Source organism: Pseudomonas sp. NPDC087336, from assembly GCF_044744285.1.
Lineage (GTDB): Bacteria > Pseudomonadota > Gammaproteobacteria > Pseudomonadales > Pseudomonadaceae > Aquipseudomonas.
Genome location: NZ_JBIUYA010000012.1, coordinates 86994 through 103217 on the forward strand (window position 1 = coordinate 86994; position 16224 = coordinate 103217).

The following is a 16224-nucleotide window of genomic DNA, read 5'->3' on the forward strand; positions in this document are numbered from 1 at the left end:
TGCAAACGTGACGCTTGTGCCGTGGATCAGGTACAATTCCCGGCTATTTTTCGGCGGGCTATGCCTGCAGCCTTTTTGAGTGTTGATCCGTGAGTGATTTGAGTCATATCCGCAATTTCTCCATCATCGCCCACATTGACCATGGCAAGTCGACGCTGGCCGATCGCTTCATCCAGATGTGCGGCGGCCTGGCCGAGCGTGAAATGGAAGCCCAGGTACTGGATTCCATGGATCTTGAGCGCGAGCGCGGGATCACCATCAAGGCGCACAGCGTCACGCTGTATTACAAGGCTCGCGATGGTATCAACTACCAGTTGAACTTCATCGATACCCCAGGTCACGTTGACTTCACCTATGAAGTGAGCCGCTCGCTGGCAGCTTGTGAAGGCGCGCTGCTGGTGGTCGATGCCGGCCAAGGTGTTGAAGCGCAATCGGTTGCCAACTGCTACACGGCCATCGAGCAGGGCCTGGAAGTGATGCCGGTGCTGAACAAGATCGACCTGCCACAGGCCGATCCGGACCGCGTCAAGGAAGAAATCGAAAAAATCATTGGCATCGATGCCACCGACGCGGTCACTTGCTCTGCCAAGACCGGCCTGGGCGTTGATGAAGTGCTTGAACGCCTGGTCACCACCATTCCTGCCCCGACCGGCAACATCGAAGATCCGCTGCAAGCGTTGATCATCGACTCCTGGTTCGACAACTACCTGGGCGTCGTGTCCCTGGTGCGTGTGCGCCACGGTCGGGTGAAGAAGGGTGACAAGATCCTGGTCAAGTCCACCGGCAAGGTCCACCTGGTGGACAGCGTCGGTGTATTCAACCCGAAACACACCCCGACCGCCGACCTGAAGGCCGGTGAAGTGGGCTTCATCATCGCCAGCATCAAGGACATTCACGGTGCGCCGGTGGGTGACACCCTGACCTTGAGCTCGACGCCGGATGTCGATGTACTGCCAGGTTTCAAGCGCATCCAGCCGCAGGTCTACGCCGGCCTGTTCCCGGTCAGCTCCGACGACTTCGAGGACTTCCGTGAGGCCCTGCAAAAGCTCACCCTGAACGATTCGTCGCTGCAGTACACCCCGGAAAGCTCCGACGCCCTGGGCTTCGGCTTCCGTTGCGGGTTCCTCGGCATGCTGCACATGGAAATCATCCAGGAGCGCCTTGAGCGCGAGTATGACCTGGACCTGATCACCACGGCGCCGACGGTAATCTTCGAGCTGCTGCTCAAGACCGGCGAGACGATCTACGTCGATAACCCGTCGAAGTTGCCGGACCTGTCTTCCATCGAAGACATGCGCGAGCCGATCGTGCGCGCCAACATTCTTGTGCCGCAAGAGCACTTGGGTAACGTCATTACGCTGTGCATCGAGAAACGTGGTGTGCAGGTCGACATGCTGTTCCTTGGCTCTCAGGTCCAGGTGACCTACGACTTGCCGATGAACGAAGTGGTACTGGACTTCTTCGATCGCCTGAAATCCACCAGCCGCGGCTATGCTTCGCTGGATTACCATTTCGATCGTTACCAATCGGCTAGTCTGGTGAAACTGGACGTGCTGATCAACGGCGACAAGGTCGACGCCCTGGCGTTGATCGTGCACCGTGACAATGCGCACTACAAAGGTCGCCAGTTGACCGAGAAGATGAAAGAACTGATTCCGCGGCAGATGTTCGACGTGGCAATCCAGGCCGCCATTGGCGGGCAGATTGTGGCGCGTACAACCGTCAAGGCGCTCAGAAAGAACGTATTGGCCAAATGCTACGGCGGTGACGTAAGCCGTAAGAAAAAGCTGCTGGAAAAGCAAAAGGCCGGTAAAAAACGCATGAAGCAGGTCGGCAACGTGGAAATTCCACAGGAAGCCTTCCTTGCCGTGCTCAGGTTGGATAGCTAGGTCCTATGTCACTAAATTTCCCGCTGTTGCTGGTCATCGCCGTGTTCGTCTGCGGCCTGTTGGCGTTGCTTGATCTGTTGATCCTGGCGCCGCGTCGGCGTGCTGCCATCGCTTCCTATCAGGGCAGCGTCAGCCAGCCTGACGGGGTGGTGGTCGAGAAGCTGAGCAAAGAACCCTTGCTGGTCGAATACGGCAAGTCGTTCTTCCCGGTGTTGTTCATCGTGCTGGTGCTGCGTTCGTTCCTGGTGGAACCGTTCCAGATCCCTTCCGGCTCGATGAAACCGACCCTGGACGTCGGCGACTTCATCCTGGTGAGCAAGTTTTCCTACGGGATCCGCTTGCCGGTGATCGACAAGAAAGTCATCGAAGTCGGTGAGCCGCAGCGTGGCGATGTGATGGTGTTCCGTTATCCGAGCGATCCGAACGTCAACTACATCAAGCGTGTAGTGGGGCTGCCGGGCGATACGGTGCGGTACACCGCTGACAAGCGTCTGTTCGTCAACGGTGAGTCGATTGCCGAAAAGCTGGTCGGCTCCGAGCCGGGCACCTTGGGCAGCGCCGAGCTCTACAAGGAAAAACTTGGTGTCGCCGAGCACTTGATCCGCAAGGAGATGAGCCGTTACCGCGCAGCGCCGGACCGTACATGGACGGTGCCCGCCGGGCACTACTTCATGATGGGCGACAACCGCGACAACTCCAACGACAGTCGCTATTGGGATGATCCAGCCATTCCCAAGGATCTGCTGGGCATGGTTCCCGACAAGAATATCGTCGGCAAGGCCTTCGCGGTCTGGATGAGCTGGCCGGAACCCAAACTCAGTCACCTGCCGAATTTCTCGCGGGTTGGCCTGATCCAGTAATCAGACACGGCGCTGTTGAACACAGCGCCGAATGCTTTTCTGGAGTCGGCACAATCGGCAACAGAGGCATGAAAACAACGATATTCAGGACGTTATTTTTGAACACAGCGTTAATTGTCCCAAGCCTGCGCCGACTCCCGGCGATGGCGGTGGAATCCAACCACGAACTCAGCGTGGGTAAACCGTGAGCATCTCCTTAAGCCGTCTCGAGCGTCAGCTCGGCTACACCTTCAAGGATCAGGAGCTGATGGTCCTGGCCCTGACTCACCGCAGTTTTGCCGGGCGTAACAACGAACGCCTGGAATTCCTCGGTGATGCCATCCTCAACTTCGTTGCCGGCGAGGCGTTGTTCGATCGCTTCCCGCTGGCCCGCGAAGGCCAGCTGTCGCGTTTGCGCGCACGCCTGGTCAAAGGTGAGACCCTGGCCGTACTGGCCCGGGGTTTCGACCTGGGCGAGTACCTGCGCCTGGGCTCCGGTGAACTGAAAAGCGGCGGTTTCCGTCGCGAGTCGATTCTGGCCGATGCCCTGGAAGCACTGATTGGCGCGATCTACCTGGACGCCGGCATGGAAGTGGCGCGCGAGCGCGTGCTGGCCTGGCTGGCTGGGGAGTTCGAAGGCCTGACGCTGGTCGACACCAACAAAGATCCAAAAACCCGCCTGCAGGAATTCCTGCAGTCCCGTGGTTGCGAGCTGCCGCGTTACGAAGTGGTGGATATCCAGGGTGAACCGCATTGCCGGACGTTCTTCGTCGAATGTGAAATCACCCTTCTGAATGAAAAAAGCCGAGGTCAGGGTGTGAGCCGTCGTATTGCCGAACAGGTAGCGGCCGCCGCAGCACTGATTGCCCTGGGTGTGGAGAATGGCAATGACTGATACAAACGCAACGCGCTGTGGCTATGTTGCCATCGTCGGCCGTCCGAACGTGGGCAAGTCCACGCTGCTCAACCACATCCTCGGCCAGAAGCTGGCGATCACCTCGCGCAAGCCGCAAACCACCCGTCACAACATGCTCGGCATCAAGACCGAGGGTGATGTACAGGCGATCTACGTCGATACGCCGGGTATGCACAAGGGCGGCGAAAAGGCCTTGAACCGCTACATGAACAAGACCGCATCGGCGGCGTTGAAAGACGTCGATGTGGTGATCTTCGTGGTCGACCGTACCAAGTGGACCGACGAAGACCAGATGGTCCTCGAGCGCGTGCAGTACGTGACCGGCCCTCTGATCGTGGCACTGAACAAGACTGATCGCATCGAAGACAAGGCTGAGTTGATGCCGCACCTGAGCTGGTTGCAGGAGCAGTTGCCGAACGCACAGATCATCCCGATTTCCGCGCAGCACGGGCATAACCTCGACGCGCTGGAGCGGGTGATCGCTGACCATCTGCCGGAAAACGATCACTTCTTCCCGGAAGACCAGATCACCGACCGCAGCAGCCGTTTCCTCGCCGCCGAGCTGGTACGCGAGAAAATCATGCGCCAGATGGGCGCCGAGCTGCCGTACCAGATCACCGTCGAAATCGAAGAGTTCAAGCAGCAGGGCAAGACCCTGCACATCCATGCCCTGATCCTCGTTGAGCGTGATGGCCAGAAGAAGATCATCATTGGCGACAAGGGCGAGCGTATCAAGCGCATCGGCACCGAAGCGCGCAAGGACATGGAGCTGTTGTTCGACTCCAAGATCATGCTCAACCTGTGGGTCAAGGTGAAGGGCGGCTGGTCCGACGACGAGCGCGCCTTGCGTTCGCTGGGCTACGGCGACCTGTAAGACTGGTTGGCGCCACACAGTAAACCCTGTGGGAGCGGGCTTGCCCGCGATGAGGATGTAATATTCAGCAGAGATGTTGAATGTGAGTCCGCCATCGCGGGCAAGCCCGCTCCCACATTGGTTTTGGGTTGTCAGCAAAATCGCGATCCATCATTGAGAGCTCCATGTCCCAACCCATCCCTCAACCCGCCTACGTCCTCCACTCCCGCGCCTACCGCGAAAACAGCGCGCTGGTGGACTTCCTCACGCCGCAAGGGCGGCTGCGGGCGGTGTTGCGCAGTGCGCGGGGCAAGGCCGGGACGTTGGCGCGGCCGTTCGTACCGCTGGAGGTCGAGTTTCGCGGGCGTGGCGAGCTGAAGAATGTCGGACGCATGGAGAGTGCAGGCATCGCCACCTGGCTCAACGGGGAGGCATTGTTCAGCGGTCTTTATCTCAATGAGCTGTTGATTCGCCTGCTGCCCGCCGAAGACCCTTTCCCTTCGGTTTTCGATCACTATGCCGCGACCTTGCTCGCCCTGGCCGAAGGTCGGGCGCTGGAGCCGCTGCTGCGTTCGTTCGAATGGCGCCTGCTGGATGACCTGGGCTACGGCTTTTCATTGACGGCCGATATCCACGACGAACCCATTGCACCAGACGGTCTCTACCGTCTGCAGGTGGATGCCGGGCTGGAGCGGGTCTATTTGTTGCAGCCGGGGTTGTTCAGTGGCGCCGAACTGCTGGCCATGGCTGAAGCCGACTGGAGTGCGGCGGGTGCGTTGTCCGCGGCCAAGCGTTTGATGCGCCAGGCACTGGCCGTTCATTTGGGCGGTCGTCCCCTGGTCAGTCGCGAGCTGTTTCGCAAGCCGTAGTCTCCCCGTATGCTGTGCACCGAACTTTTTCTTATTCTGGAGCGCTTCCGTGACCACCAGCACCCGCATTCTTCTTGGCGTGAACATCGACCACGTTGCCACCCTGCGTCAGGCCCGGGGCACTCGTTACCCGGACCCGGTCAAGGCTGCACTGGATGCGGAAGAGGCGGGCGCGGACGGCATCACCGTGCACCTGCGCGAAGACCGCCGACACATCCAGGAGCGTGACGTGCTGGTGCTCAAGGACGTTCTGCAAACCCGCATGAACTTCGAAATGGGCATCACCGAAGAAATGATGCAGTTCGCCGAGCGCATCCGCCCGGCGCACATCTGCCTGGTGCCAGAAACCCGTCAGGAGCTGACGACCGAAGGTGGGCTGGATGTGGCAGGCCAGGAGGCGCGGATCAAGGCCGCCGTGGAGCGCCTGTCGAAGATCGGCTCTGAAGTGTCGCTGTTCATCGACGCCGACGAACGGCAGATCGAAGCCTCACACCGTGTGGGTGCACCGGCCATCGAATTGCATACGGGCCGTTATGCCGATGCCGAGACGCCGACCGAAGTGGCTGAAGAGCTCAAGCGCGTCGCCGACGGCGTAGCGTTCGGCCTGGCGCAAGGCCTGATCGTCAATGCCGGCCACGGTCTGCACTATCACAACGTCGAGGCGGTGGCTGCGATCAAGGGCATCAACGAACTGAACATCGGCCACGCGCTGGTGGCCCATGCGTTGTTCGTGGGCTTCAAGTCGGCTGTTTCGGAGATGAAAGCGCTGATTCTGGCAGCTGCCCGGTAGGAGCGAGCATGCTCGCGATGGACTTGAGGGCGCCGCGTTCATTCAGCAAGCCAGCGTTATCGTTACCCACCATCGCGAGCAAGCTAGCGCCTACAGCGGGGCAGGTTCCTGGGCCGGCTTGCTCTTGTCGATCCCCGGCACATGCAATTTGCCCTCGGCCACCTGTTCGCCCTCAAGCTGCGGTTGTGTCACCCAGGTCAGGATGTCGTAGTAGCGCCGGATGTTCGCCACGAAATGCACCGGCTCACCGCCACGGGCGTAGCCGTAACGGGTTTTGCTGTACCACTTCTTCTCGGACAGGCGCGGCAGGATTTTTTTCACGTCCAGCCATTTGTCCGGATTCAACCCTTCCTTGGCCGCCAGCTTGCGGGCGTCGTCGAGGTGACCGCTGCCGACGTTATAGGCGGCCAGGGCAAACCAGGTACGATCCGGCTCCTGGATCGAATCGTCCAGCTGGTCCTTCACGTAGGCCAGGTACTTGGCGCCGCCCATGATGCTCTGCTTGGGATCGAGGCGGTTGGACACCCCCATGGCTTGCGCGGTGTTCTGCGTCAGCATCATCAGGCCGCGCACGCCGGTCTTGGAGGTCACTGCGGGCTGCCATAACGATTCCTGATAACCGACTGCCGCCAGCAGGCGCCAGTCGACTTTCTCTTTCTTGGCGTATGCCTTGAAGTGCTGCTCGTACTTGGGCAGGCGTTGCTGCAAGTGCTGGGCGAACGTGGTGGCGCCCATGTAGCCGAGCACATCGACATGCCCGTAGTAGCGGTCCTTGAGACGTTGCAGGGTGCCGTTCTTCTTGACCTTGTCGAGGTACTCGTTGATCTCGTTGAGCAGGCTGTTGTCGTCGCCCGGCGCCACGGCCCAGCTCTGGTTGCTGGCGTCACCCAGGTCGAAGGCCACCCGGATGTTGGTGAAGTAGACCTGGTTCATCGCGACTTCGTTGGAGTCGACCAGTGTCAGGTCGATCTGACCTTCGTCGACCATGCGCAGGAGATCAACGACCTCGACCGCGTCGGACTCTTCGTATTCGATGCCGGGAAATTTCTGTTTCAGCTGTGCGAGCTGCTCGGCATGGGTGCTGCCCTTGAGCACCATGATCTTCTTGCCGACCAGGTCCTTCGCGTCGGTAGGGCGCGACTTGCCGTTGCGGTAGATGATCTGCGGAGTGACTTCCAGGTAGGGGTGGGAAAACCGTACCTGCTTTTTGCGTGCTTCGCTGCTGACCAGGCCGGCAGCTGCCAGCACCGGGCCACTGGGCTTGCCCACCTGATTGAACAGGTCGTCGAGGTTATCGGCCGTCTCGATCTTGAGCTCGACCCCCAGATCGTCGGCGAAGCGCTTCACCAGCTCGTATTCGAAGCCGGTCTCACCGCTGCGATCCTGAAAGTAGGTGGCGGGGCTGTTACGGGTAACCACCCGCAGCACACCATCCTCCTTTACGCGCTCCAGTGTGTTGGGTTTATCAACACAGCCACTGAGCATCAGGAAGAGTCCGGTTGCGATCAGCCATTTGGCGTACCGCGGACGCAAAGCCGTTGGGGAAAACATTTGCGCAGTATACGCAAAGGACCACGAGCGCCATATCTCGACAGCAACGGGGTAGTCTGCTAGAGATCGCAAAAGCGGCCAAAACCCCGCTGGAACGGGCCTTTTCAGCATTTTGATACAGTAAAAATAAGCTGTCGTCACCCGGCTGGTTAACCTGACTTTCGGGGCAGAAACACAGATCGACACTCGAGTGCAACCGTGCGTAGCGTTTCGGGTGCTGTCGCTGGCTGTTTAGGCTAGAATGCACGGCCTCAAAGCACACCCCTTCCCGAGGCTGTCCCGAAGATGTTGATCCTGCGCGGCGCTCCTGCCCTTTCTGCCTTTCGCCACAGCAAGCTCCTTGAGCAACTGAGCCAGAAGGTTCCGGCTGTCAGTGGCCTGTATGCTGAATTCGCTCACTTCGCCGAAGTTACCGGCGACCTGACCGGCGACGAACAGCAGGTGCTTGCGCGCCTTCTGAAGTACGGTCCAAGCGTTCCGGTCCAGGAGCCGACCGGTCGTCTGTTCCTGGTGTTGCCACGTTTCGGCACCATCTCGCCCTGGTCGAGCAAGGCCAGCGACATCGCTCGCAACTGCGGCCTGACCAAGATCCAGCGTATCGAGCGCGGCATTGCCTTCTATGTGGCTGGCCAGTTCAGCGACGCTGAAGCCCAGTTGATCGCCGACGCACTGCACGACCGCATGACCCAGATCGTCCTGGGCAACCTGGAACAGGCTGCCGGCCTCTTCAGTCACGCCGAACCCAAGCCCCTGACCGCGATCGACGTGTTGGGTGGCGGCCGCGCCGCGCTGGAAAAAGCCAACACCGAGCTGGGCCTGGCCCTGGCCGAAGACGAGATCGACTACCTGGTCAACGCCTTCGTTGGCTTGAAGCGCAACCCGCACGACATCGAACTGATGATGTTCGCCCAGGCGAACTCCGAGCACTGCCGTCACAAGATCTTCAACGCCAGTTGGGACATCGACGGCGAAAGCCAGGAAAAAAGCCTGTTCGGCATGATCAAGAACACCTACGTGATGCACAGCGAGGGCGTTCTGTCGGCTTACAAGGACAACGCTTCGGTAATCGTCGGCTCCGTGGCCGGGCGTTTCTTCCCGGACCCTGAAACCCGCCAGTACGGCGCGGTGCAGGAGCCGGTGCACATCCTGATGAAGGTCGAGACCCACAACCACCCGACCGCGATTGCCCCGTTCCCGGGCGCATCCACCGGTTCCGGTGGCGAGATCCGCGACGAAGGCGCGACCGGTCGTGGCGCCAAGCCAAAAGCCGGCCTGACCGGTTTCACCGTGTCCAACCTGCAGATCCCGGGCTTCGAACAGCCGTGGGAAGTGCCGTACGGTAAGCCCGAGCGCATCGTTACCGCGCTGGACATCATGATCGAAGGCCCGCTGGGCGGCGCTGCGTTCAACAACGAATTCGGTCGTCCGGCACTGACCGGCTACTTCCGTACCTTCGAACAGTCGATCAGCACCCCGCACGGTGACGAAGTTCGCGGTTACCACAAGCCGATCATGCTGGCTGGCGGCATGGGCAACATCCGTGAAGAACACGTCAAGAAAGGCGAGATCCTGGTTGGCTCCAAGCTGATCGTGCTCGGCGGCCCGGCGATGCTGATCGGCCTGGGCGGCGGCGCCGCTTCCTCCATGGCCACCGGCACCAGCTCGGCAGACCTGGACTTCGCCTCCGTTCAGCGTGAAAACCCTGAAATGGAGCGCCGTTGCCAGGAAGTCATCGACCGTTGCTGGCAACTGGGCGACAAGAACCCGATCAGCTTCATCCACGACGTGGGTGCGGGCGGTCTGTCCAACGCCTTCCCGGAACTGGTCAACGACGGCGACCGCGGTGGCCGTTTCGAACTGCGTAACATTCCAAACGACGAGCCGGGCATGGCCCCGCACGAAATCTGGTCCAACGAATCCCAAGAACGCTACGTGCTGGCAGTCGGCCCGGCCGACTTTGCGCGCTTCAAGGCGATCTGCGAACGTGAGCGTTGCCCGTTTGCCGTCGTCGGCGAAGCCACGGCCGAGCCGCAGCTGACCGTCACCGACAGCCACTTCGGCAACAGCCCGGTGGACATGCCGCTCGAAGTGCTGCTGGGCAAAGCCCCGCGCATGCACCGTTCGGTGGTGCGTGAAAACGAGCTGGGCGACGATTTCGATCCGTCGACCCTTGACATCGCCAACTGCGTCGAGCGCGTGCTGCATCACCCGGCCGTGGCGAGCAAGAGCTTCCTGATCACCATCGGCGACCGCACCATCACCGGCCTCGTGGCCCGTGACCAGATGGTCGGCCCATGGCAGGTTCCGGTGGCCGACGTTGCCGTTACCGCCACCAGCTTCGACGTCTACACCGGTGAAGCCATGGCCATGGGCGAGCGTACTCCGCTGGCGCTGCTGGACGCTCCGGCGTCGGGCCGCATGGCCATCGGTGAAACCCTGACCAACATCGCCGCTTCGCGCATCGGCAAGATCTCCGACATCAAGCTGTCGGCGAACTGGATGTCCGCCGCCGGTCACCCGGGTGAAGACGCGCGTCTGTACGACACCGTGAAAGCGGTCGGCATGGAACTGTGCCCTGAGCTGGGCATTACCATTCCGGTGGGCAAGGACTCGATGTCCATGGCCACGCGCTGGAACGATGAAGGCGTGGACAAGGCCGTGACTTCGCCAATGTCCCTGATCGTGACCGGTTTCGCGCCAGTGACTGACATCCGTCAGACCCTGACCCCGCAACTGCGCATGGACAAGGGCACCACCGACCTGATCCTGATCGACCTGGGCCGTGGCCAGAACCGCATGGGCGCCTCGATCCTGGCACAGGTACACGGCAAGCTCGGCAAACAGGCTCCGGACGTCGACGACGCCGAAGACCTGAAAGCCTTCTTCGCGGTGATCCAGGGCCTCAACGCCGACGGTCACCTGCTGGCCTACCACGACCGTTCCGACGGTGGCCTGTTGACCAGCGTGGTGGAAATGGCCTTCGCCGGTCATTGCGGCCTGAGCCTGAACCTCGACGGTCTGGCGGAAACGTCCGCTGACATCGCCGCGATCCTGTTCAACGAAGAGCTGGGCGCCGTGATCCAGGTTCGCCAGGACGCCACCCCGGATATCCTTGCACAGTTCAGCGCTGCGGGCCTGGGCGAGTGCGTATCGGTGATCGGTCAGCCGATCAACAACGGCCAGATCGACATCACCTTCAACGGTGACACCGTGTTCGAAGGTCAGCGTCGTCTGCTGCAACGCCAGTGGGCCGAAACCAGCTACCAGATCCAGCGTCTGCGTGACAACGCCGACTGCGCCGATCAGGAATTCGACGTGCTGCTGGAAGAAGACAACCCGGGCCTGAGCGTCAAGCTGAGCTACGACGTCAACCAGGACATCGCCGCGCCTTACATCAAGAAAGGCATCCGCCCACAGGTTGCCGTGCTGCGTGAGCAGGGCGTCAACGGTCAGGTGGAAATGGCGGCTGCGTTCGACCGCGCCGGCTTCAACGCGATCGACGTGCACATGAGCGATATCCTGGCTGGTCGTGTCGACCTCAACGAGTTCAAGGGCCTGGTAGCCTGCGGCGGCTTCTCCTACGGTGACGTACTGGGCGCCGGTGAAGGCTGGGCCAAGTCGGCGCTGTTCAACAGCCGCGCCCGCGATGCGTTCCAGGGCTTCTTCGAACGTAACGACAGCTTCACCCTCGGCGTGTGCAACGGTTGCCAGATGATGTCCAACCTGCACGAGCTGATCCCGGGCAGCGAGTTCTGGCCGCACTTCGTGCGTAACCGTTCCGAACAGTTCGAAGCGCGCGTGGCGATGGTGCAGATCCAGGAGTCGAACTCGATCTTCCTGCAAGGCATGGCCGGTTCGCGCATGCCGATCGCCATCGCCCACGGTGAAGGCCATGCCGAATTCGCCAGCGAAGAGGCGTTGCTGGAAGCCGATCTGTCCGGTTGCGTGGCGATGCGTTTCGTCGACAACCACGGCAAGGTCACCGAAAGCTACCCGGCCAACCCGAACGGCTCGCCGCGCGGGATCACCGGTTTGACCAGCCGCGACGGTCGCGTGACCATCATGATGCCGCACCCGGAGCGTGTGTTCCGCGCCGTGCAGAACTCGTGGCGCTCGGAAGACTGGAACGAAGACGCACCTTGGATGCGCATGTTCCGTAACGCTCGTGTGTGGGTGAACTAAGGGCCGTGTACAAGCTCGCCTTTTTTGTTCCGGCCAGCCATGTCGAGGTGGTCAAAAGCGCTGTGTTCGCCGCCGGTGGCGGGCGAATTGGCGCTTATGATCATTGCGCCTGGCAGGTGTTGGGCCTGGGCCAGTTTCGCCCACTGGACGGCAGCCAGCCGTTCATTGGCGAGGCAGGGCAGGTCGAGCAGGTCGAAGAATGGAAGGTTGAGCTTGTGGTGGCCGATGAGTTGATTGGCCCGGTGGTGGCGGCTCTGAAACAGAGTCACCCCTATGAGACGCCGGCTTATGAAGTGTGGCGGTTGGAGGATTTCTGATCCCTTGATCAACGCAATAAAAAACCCGCTGAATCGCCAGCGGGTTTTTTATTGCCTTCATTTCTGCACCCACAAAAAACCCGGCATGAAAGCCGGGTTTTTTGAATGGCGTCGGACTTAAGCGGTGAAGGTTTTGCCTTCGAACTGCTCAGCCACGAACTTCCAGTTAACCAGGTTCCAGAACGCTTCGACGTACTTCGGACGCAGGTTGCGGTAGTCGATGTAGTAAGCGTGTTCCCAGACGTCGCAGGTCAGCAGCGGGGTGTCGCCGTTGGTCAGCGGGTTGCCGGCGCCGATGGTGCTGGCCAGGGCCAGGGAACCGTCAGCCTTTTTCACCAGCCAGCCCCAACCGGAACCGAAAGTGCCGATGGAAGTCTTGCTGAACTCTTCCTTGAACTTGTCGAACGAACCGAAGGCAGCGTTGATGGCTTCCGCCAGCGCGCCGGTTGGTTGACCGCCGGCGTTTGGCGCCAGGCAGTTCCAGTAGAAAGTGTGGTTCCACACTTGAGCGGCGTTGTTGAAGATGCCGCCCGAGGAAGTCTTGACGATTTCTTCCAGGGTCTTGCCTTCGAACTCGGTGCCAGGCACCAGGTTGTTCAGGTTCACGACATAGGTGTTGTGGTGCTTGTCGTGGTGAAATTCCAGGGTTTCCTTGGAAATGTGCGGCTGCAGGGCATCGTGTGCGTACGGCAGCGGCGGCAATTCGAAAGCCATTATGATTCTCCTAATCAGGTCAGTTGCGGTGAGCGCAAGGCCGATCACGGGCGGCCAGACAAGCGCCGGGGAGTTTGTACTCTTTGCGGCGCATCGGATCGGATCATAGCACCGGGGGTGCGGCATAACCACGCAACATCTGTGTGGAATAGAGGTTCCAGAGCCTTTTGGAATAAATCAGCCAGCGCTGATCAGCTGCAATGCTACGGCGAACATCATCACTGCCACCAACAGGTCAAGAATACGCCAGGTGGTCGGACGCGCCAGCCACGGCGCCAGCCATGCCGCGCCGAGTGCCAGGGTGAAAAACCACAACAATGAGGCACTCGCCGCGCCCACCACATACGCGCCGGGTTCGGTCTGTTGTGCGCCGAGGGAGCCGATCAGTAAAACGGTGTCCAGGTAAACATGCGGGTTGAGCAGGGTCACCGCCAAGGCACTGAGCATCACCGCACGCAGCGAACGAACGGTCTGGCTTTCACCTTGTTGCAGACTCTGTCTGGAGCAGGCCCGACGCAACGCCTGACTGCCGTACCACAACAGAAACGCCGCGCCGCCCCAACGGGCGATGGCCAACAGGGTCGGGTTCTGTGCCAGCACGGTCGCCAGGCCGAATACCCCGGCGGCCACCAGCAAGGCATCGCAGGCCACGCAGAGCGCCGCCACCGGCAGGTGGTGTTCACGGCGCAGGCTTTGTGCCAGTACGAATGCGTTCTGCGTGCCGATCGCCATGATCAGGCCGAAGGCTACCAACAGGCCGTTCATATAGCTTTGCCACATTTTTTTTTACTCCGCGTTGGCTGCCAGGTCGCGCAGCACTTGCATCGCGCGTTCGGCGTCGGCCTGGCCGACAAACAAATGGTCGTGGTAGTAACCGGCGATCACATTGCAGCTGATGCCGGCCTGGCCCAGGGCCGTGGCGAACGCCGCGGTGAGACCGACCGCCTCAAGGGCCGAATGCACGTTCAGGGTGATCCACGCGGCGACATAGTCGAAGCTCAAGCCCGCCTGCTCGGCGCGGGAGCGTTCGACAATCACGGTCAGGCCTTCCTGCTCGCGAAAACTCCCGACGATTTCCAGGCCCGCGGGCAATTGGCCGTCGGGCAGGGTGCAGAACACGTACTCGCCGGCATTGAGTTGCGGGCTCATGCTGCGCAGCAGCGTTGCCAGTGAAGTTTCGCCAGCCATGGGCGTGATCCTTTACAAGAGTTCGTGCTGGCCATTCTCCGGCAGGAACCTGTATAAGAAAAACCAATATTGCTGATCGCTCATTAGGAAAACTGATGTTCGACTATAAATTGCTTTCTGCCCTGGCCGCGGTGGTCGAGCAGGCCGGGTTCGAACGGGCGGCCCAGGTGTTGGGTTTGTCGCAATCGGCTATTTCCCAGCGCATCAAATTGCTCGAGGCGCGGGTCGGTCAACCGGTATTGGTGAGGGGGACGCCGCCGTCGCCGACCGAGATTGGCCGACGGTTGCTCAACCACGTGCAGCAGGTGCGTCTGCTTGAGCGCGATTTGCAGACGCTGGTGCCGGCGCTGGACGAAGAGGGCCTGCCGGAACGCCTGCGGATCGCCCTGAATGCCGATAGCCTGGCGACCTGGTGGGCCCAGGCCGTGGGGGATTTTTGCGCGCAACACCACCTGTTGATGGATCTGGTGGTCGAGGACCAGACCGTCGGCCTCAAGCGCATGCGTGCAGGCGAAGTCGCGGCGTGCCTGTGTGCCAGCGAGCGCCCGGTAGCCGGTGCGCGCAGCGTATTGCTCGGAGCAATGCGCTACCGTGCTCTGGCCAGCCCGGCCTTCATAGCCCGGCACTTTCCTCAAGGCGTGCGCGCCGATCAATTGGCCCGGACCCCGGCGCTGGTGTTCGGCCCGGACGACTTCCTGCAGCATCGCTACCTGGCGTCCCTCGGCGTCGACGGCGGTTTCGAGCACCATTTGTGCCCATCGTCCGAAGGCTTCATCCGCCTCACCGAAGCCGGACTTGGCTGGGGCCTGGTGCCGGAACTGCAGGTACGCGAACAACTGGAACGCGGCATTTTGCTGGAGCTTTTGCCAGATAAACCGATCGACGTGCCGCTGTACTGGCATCATTGGCGCAATGGCGGTCAGTTGCTGGGATTGCTGACCGAGCAATTGGTGCAGGCGTCCAGGCAATGGTTGGTGCCGTTGGACTGACAGACAGCGTCAAGACCTCACGCAATACGCAAAAACGAAATATTCGGAGCACTACATGAAGATTCTGGTCACCGGCGCAAGCGGCTTCATTGGCGGGCGCTTTGCGCGTTTCGCCCTGGAGCAGGGCCTGGACGTGCGGGTCAACGGTCGCCGGGCCGAAAGTGTCGAGCATCTGGTGCGCCGTGGCGCCGAGTTCATCCAGGGCGACTTGAGCGACCCGCTGCTGGCACGCGACCTGTGCTCCGGGGTCGAGGCCGTAGTGCATTGCGCCGGTGCCGTTGGCCTGTGGGGGCGTTATCAGGACTTTCACCTGGGCAATGTCCAGGTCACCGAGAATGTGGTCGAAGCCTGCCTGAAACAGCGAGTGCGGCGCCTGGTGCATCTGTCGTCGCCATCGATCTATTTCGATGGCCGCGATCACCTGGGGCTGACCGAAGAGCAGGTGCCCAAACGCTTCAAGCATCCGTACGCCGCGACCAAGTACCTGGCCGAGCAAAAAGTCTTCGGCGCCCAGGAGTTTGGCCTCGAAACCCTGGCGCTGCGCCCGCGTTTCGTGACCGGGGCGGGTGACATGAGCATCTTCCCGCGCTTGCTCAACATGCAGCGCAAGGGGCGCCTGGCGATCATCGGCAACGGTTTGAACAAGGTCGACTTCACCAGTGTGCACAACCTCAATGAAGCGTTGCTCAGCAGTTTGCTGGCCAGCGGTTCAGCCTTGGGCAAGGTGTACAACATCAGCAACGGAGCGCCGATCCCGCTGTGGGACGTGGTCAATTACGTCATGCGCAAAATGGAAGTCCCGCAAGTGACGCGCTACCGTTCCTACGGCCTGGGCTATACCGTCGCGGCGCTCAACGAGGGGGTTTGCAAGTTGTGGCCGGGACGTCCCGAACCGACCCTGTCGCGACTGGGCATGCAGGTCATGAAGAAAAATTTCACCCTGGATATCAGTCGCGCCCGGCATTATCTGGACTACGACCCCAAGGTCAGTCTCTGGACGGCGCTCGATGAGTTTTGCGCCTGGTGGAAGGCTCAGGACATTCGCTGAAACCCGCTTCACTGAACCCAGGTTCGGGTTCAGGGTCAATGGTTGCGGCCATGGGAGTTATACTGCGCCGCATCAAGCC

General features: G+C 60.8%; 14 protein-coding genes. 10 read left to right on the forward strand and 4 right to left on the reverse strand.

Annotation, left to right across the window (positions count from 1 at the left end):
• Positions 1-89: 89 nt before the first annotated feature.
• From lepA to pdxJ, 6 genes are all read left to right on the forward strand, one after another.
• Positions 90-1889 carry a translation elongation factor 4 gene (lepA, locus tag ACIO0C_RS14250; RefSeq protein ID WP_180205238.1) on the forward strand — a complete coding sequence of 600 codons (1800 nt, stop codon included), beginning with the start codon at positions 90-92 and terminating at the stop codon, positions 1887-1889.
• A gap of 5 nt (positions 1890-1894) precedes the next feature.
• Positions 1895-2749, forward strand: a complete 855-nt coding sequence (gene lepB, locus ACIO0C_RS14255; RefSeq protein WP_008056599.1) for a signal peptidase I — start codon at positions 1895-1897, stop codon at positions 2747-2749.
• A gap of 184 nt (positions 2750-2933) precedes the next feature.
• Complete coding sequence (gene rnc, locus ACIO0C_RS14260) at positions 2934-3623, forward strand: ribonuclease III (RefSeq protein ID WP_401312975.1); 690 nt, start codon at positions 2934-2936, stop codon at positions 3621-3623.
• On the forward strand, positions 3616-4518 hold the full coding sequence (era, locus tag ACIO0C_RS14265; protein WP_008056597.1) for a GTPase Era: 903 nt from the start codon (positions 3616-3618) through the stop codon (positions 4516-4518). Before rnc ends, era begins: the two co-directional genes overlap by 8 nt.
• A 164-nt stretch (positions 4519-4682) precedes the next feature.
• Positions 4683-5366 carry a DNA repair protein RecO gene (recO, locus tag ACIO0C_RS14270; RefSeq protein WP_401312978.1) on the forward strand — a complete coding sequence of 228 codons (684 nt, stop codon included), beginning with the start codon at positions 4683-4685 and terminating at the stop codon, positions 5364-5366.
• Between the two features lie 49 nt (positions 5367-5415).
• A complete protein-coding gene (gene pdxJ / locus ACIO0C_RS14275) occupies positions 5416-6156 on the forward strand; it encodes a pyridoxine 5'-phosphate synthase (RefSeq protein WP_401312981.1) in 741 nt (246 codons plus the stop codon).
• Between the two features lie 90 nt (positions 6157-6246).
• On the opposite strand, the gene mltF is transcribed toward pdxJ, so the two are convergent.
• Positions 6247-7707 carry a membrane-bound lytic murein transglycosylase MltF gene (gene mltF / locus ACIO0C_RS14280; RefSeq protein WP_401312983.1) on the reverse strand — a complete coding sequence of 487 codons (1461 nt, stop codon included), beginning with the start codon at positions 7705-7707 and terminating at the stop codon, positions 6247-6249.
• A 285-nt stretch (positions 7708-7992) separates the two neighbouring features.
• Between mltF and purL the strand changes: the two genes are divergently transcribed.
• Both purL and ACIO0C_RS14290 read left to right on the forward strand, forming a co-directional pair.
• A complete protein-coding gene (purL, locus tag ACIO0C_RS14285; RefSeq protein WP_401312986.1) occupies positions 7993-11889 on the forward strand; it encodes a phosphoribosylformylglycinamidine synthase in 3897 nt (1298 codons plus the stop codon).
• A gap of 5 nt (positions 11890-11894) precedes the next feature.
• Complete coding sequence (locus ACIO0C_RS14290; protein ID WP_401312989.1) at positions 11895-12206, forward strand: NGG1p interacting factor NIF3; 312 nt, start codon at positions 11895-11897, stop codon at positions 12204-12206.
• A gap of 117 nt (positions 12207-12323) precedes the next feature.
• On the opposite strand, the gene ACIO0C_RS14295 is transcribed toward ACIO0C_RS14290, so the two are convergent.
• The 3 genes from ACIO0C_RS14295 to ACIO0C_RS14305 form a co-directional block, all read right to left on the reverse strand.
• Positions 12324-12920: a superoxide dismutase gene (locus tag ACIO0C_RS14295; protein WP_008022038.1), complete on the reverse strand. Its 597-nt coding sequence runs from the start codon at positions 12918-12920 to the stop codon at positions 12324-12326.
• 177 nt (positions 12921-13097) lie between these two features.
• The gene (locus tag ACIO0C_RS14300) at positions 13098-13700 is read right to left on the reverse strand and encodes a LysE/ArgO family amino acid transporter (RefSeq protein WP_401312992.1); all 603 of its coding nucleotides are present in this window, start codon (positions 13698-13700) and stop codon (positions 13098-13100) included.
• Positions 13701-13706: 6 nt separating this feature from the next.
• The gene (locus tag ACIO0C_RS14305; protein WP_401312994.1) at positions 13707-14108 is read right to left on the reverse strand and encodes an ACT domain-containing protein; all 402 of its coding nucleotides are present in this window, start codon (positions 14106-14108) and stop codon (positions 13707-13709) included.
• Positions 14109-14203: 95 nt separating this feature from the next.
• Here ACIO0C_RS14305 and ACIO0C_RS14310 point away from each other — a divergent pair, with 95 nt between their 5' ends.
• Positions 14204-15097 carry a LysR family transcriptional regulator ArgP gene (locus ACIO0C_RS14310; RefSeq protein WP_401312997.1) on the forward strand — a complete coding sequence of 298 codons (894 nt, stop codon included), beginning with the start codon at positions 14204-14206 and terminating at the stop codon, positions 15095-15097.
• Positions 15098-15152: 55 nt separating this feature from the next.
• Positions 15153-16145, forward strand: a complete 993-nt coding sequence (locus ACIO0C_RS14315; RefSeq protein ID WP_401313000.1) for an NAD-dependent epimerase/dehydratase family protein — start codon at positions 15153-15155, stop codon at positions 16143-16145.
• The last annotated feature ends 79 nt before the right edge of the window (positions 16146-16224 follow it).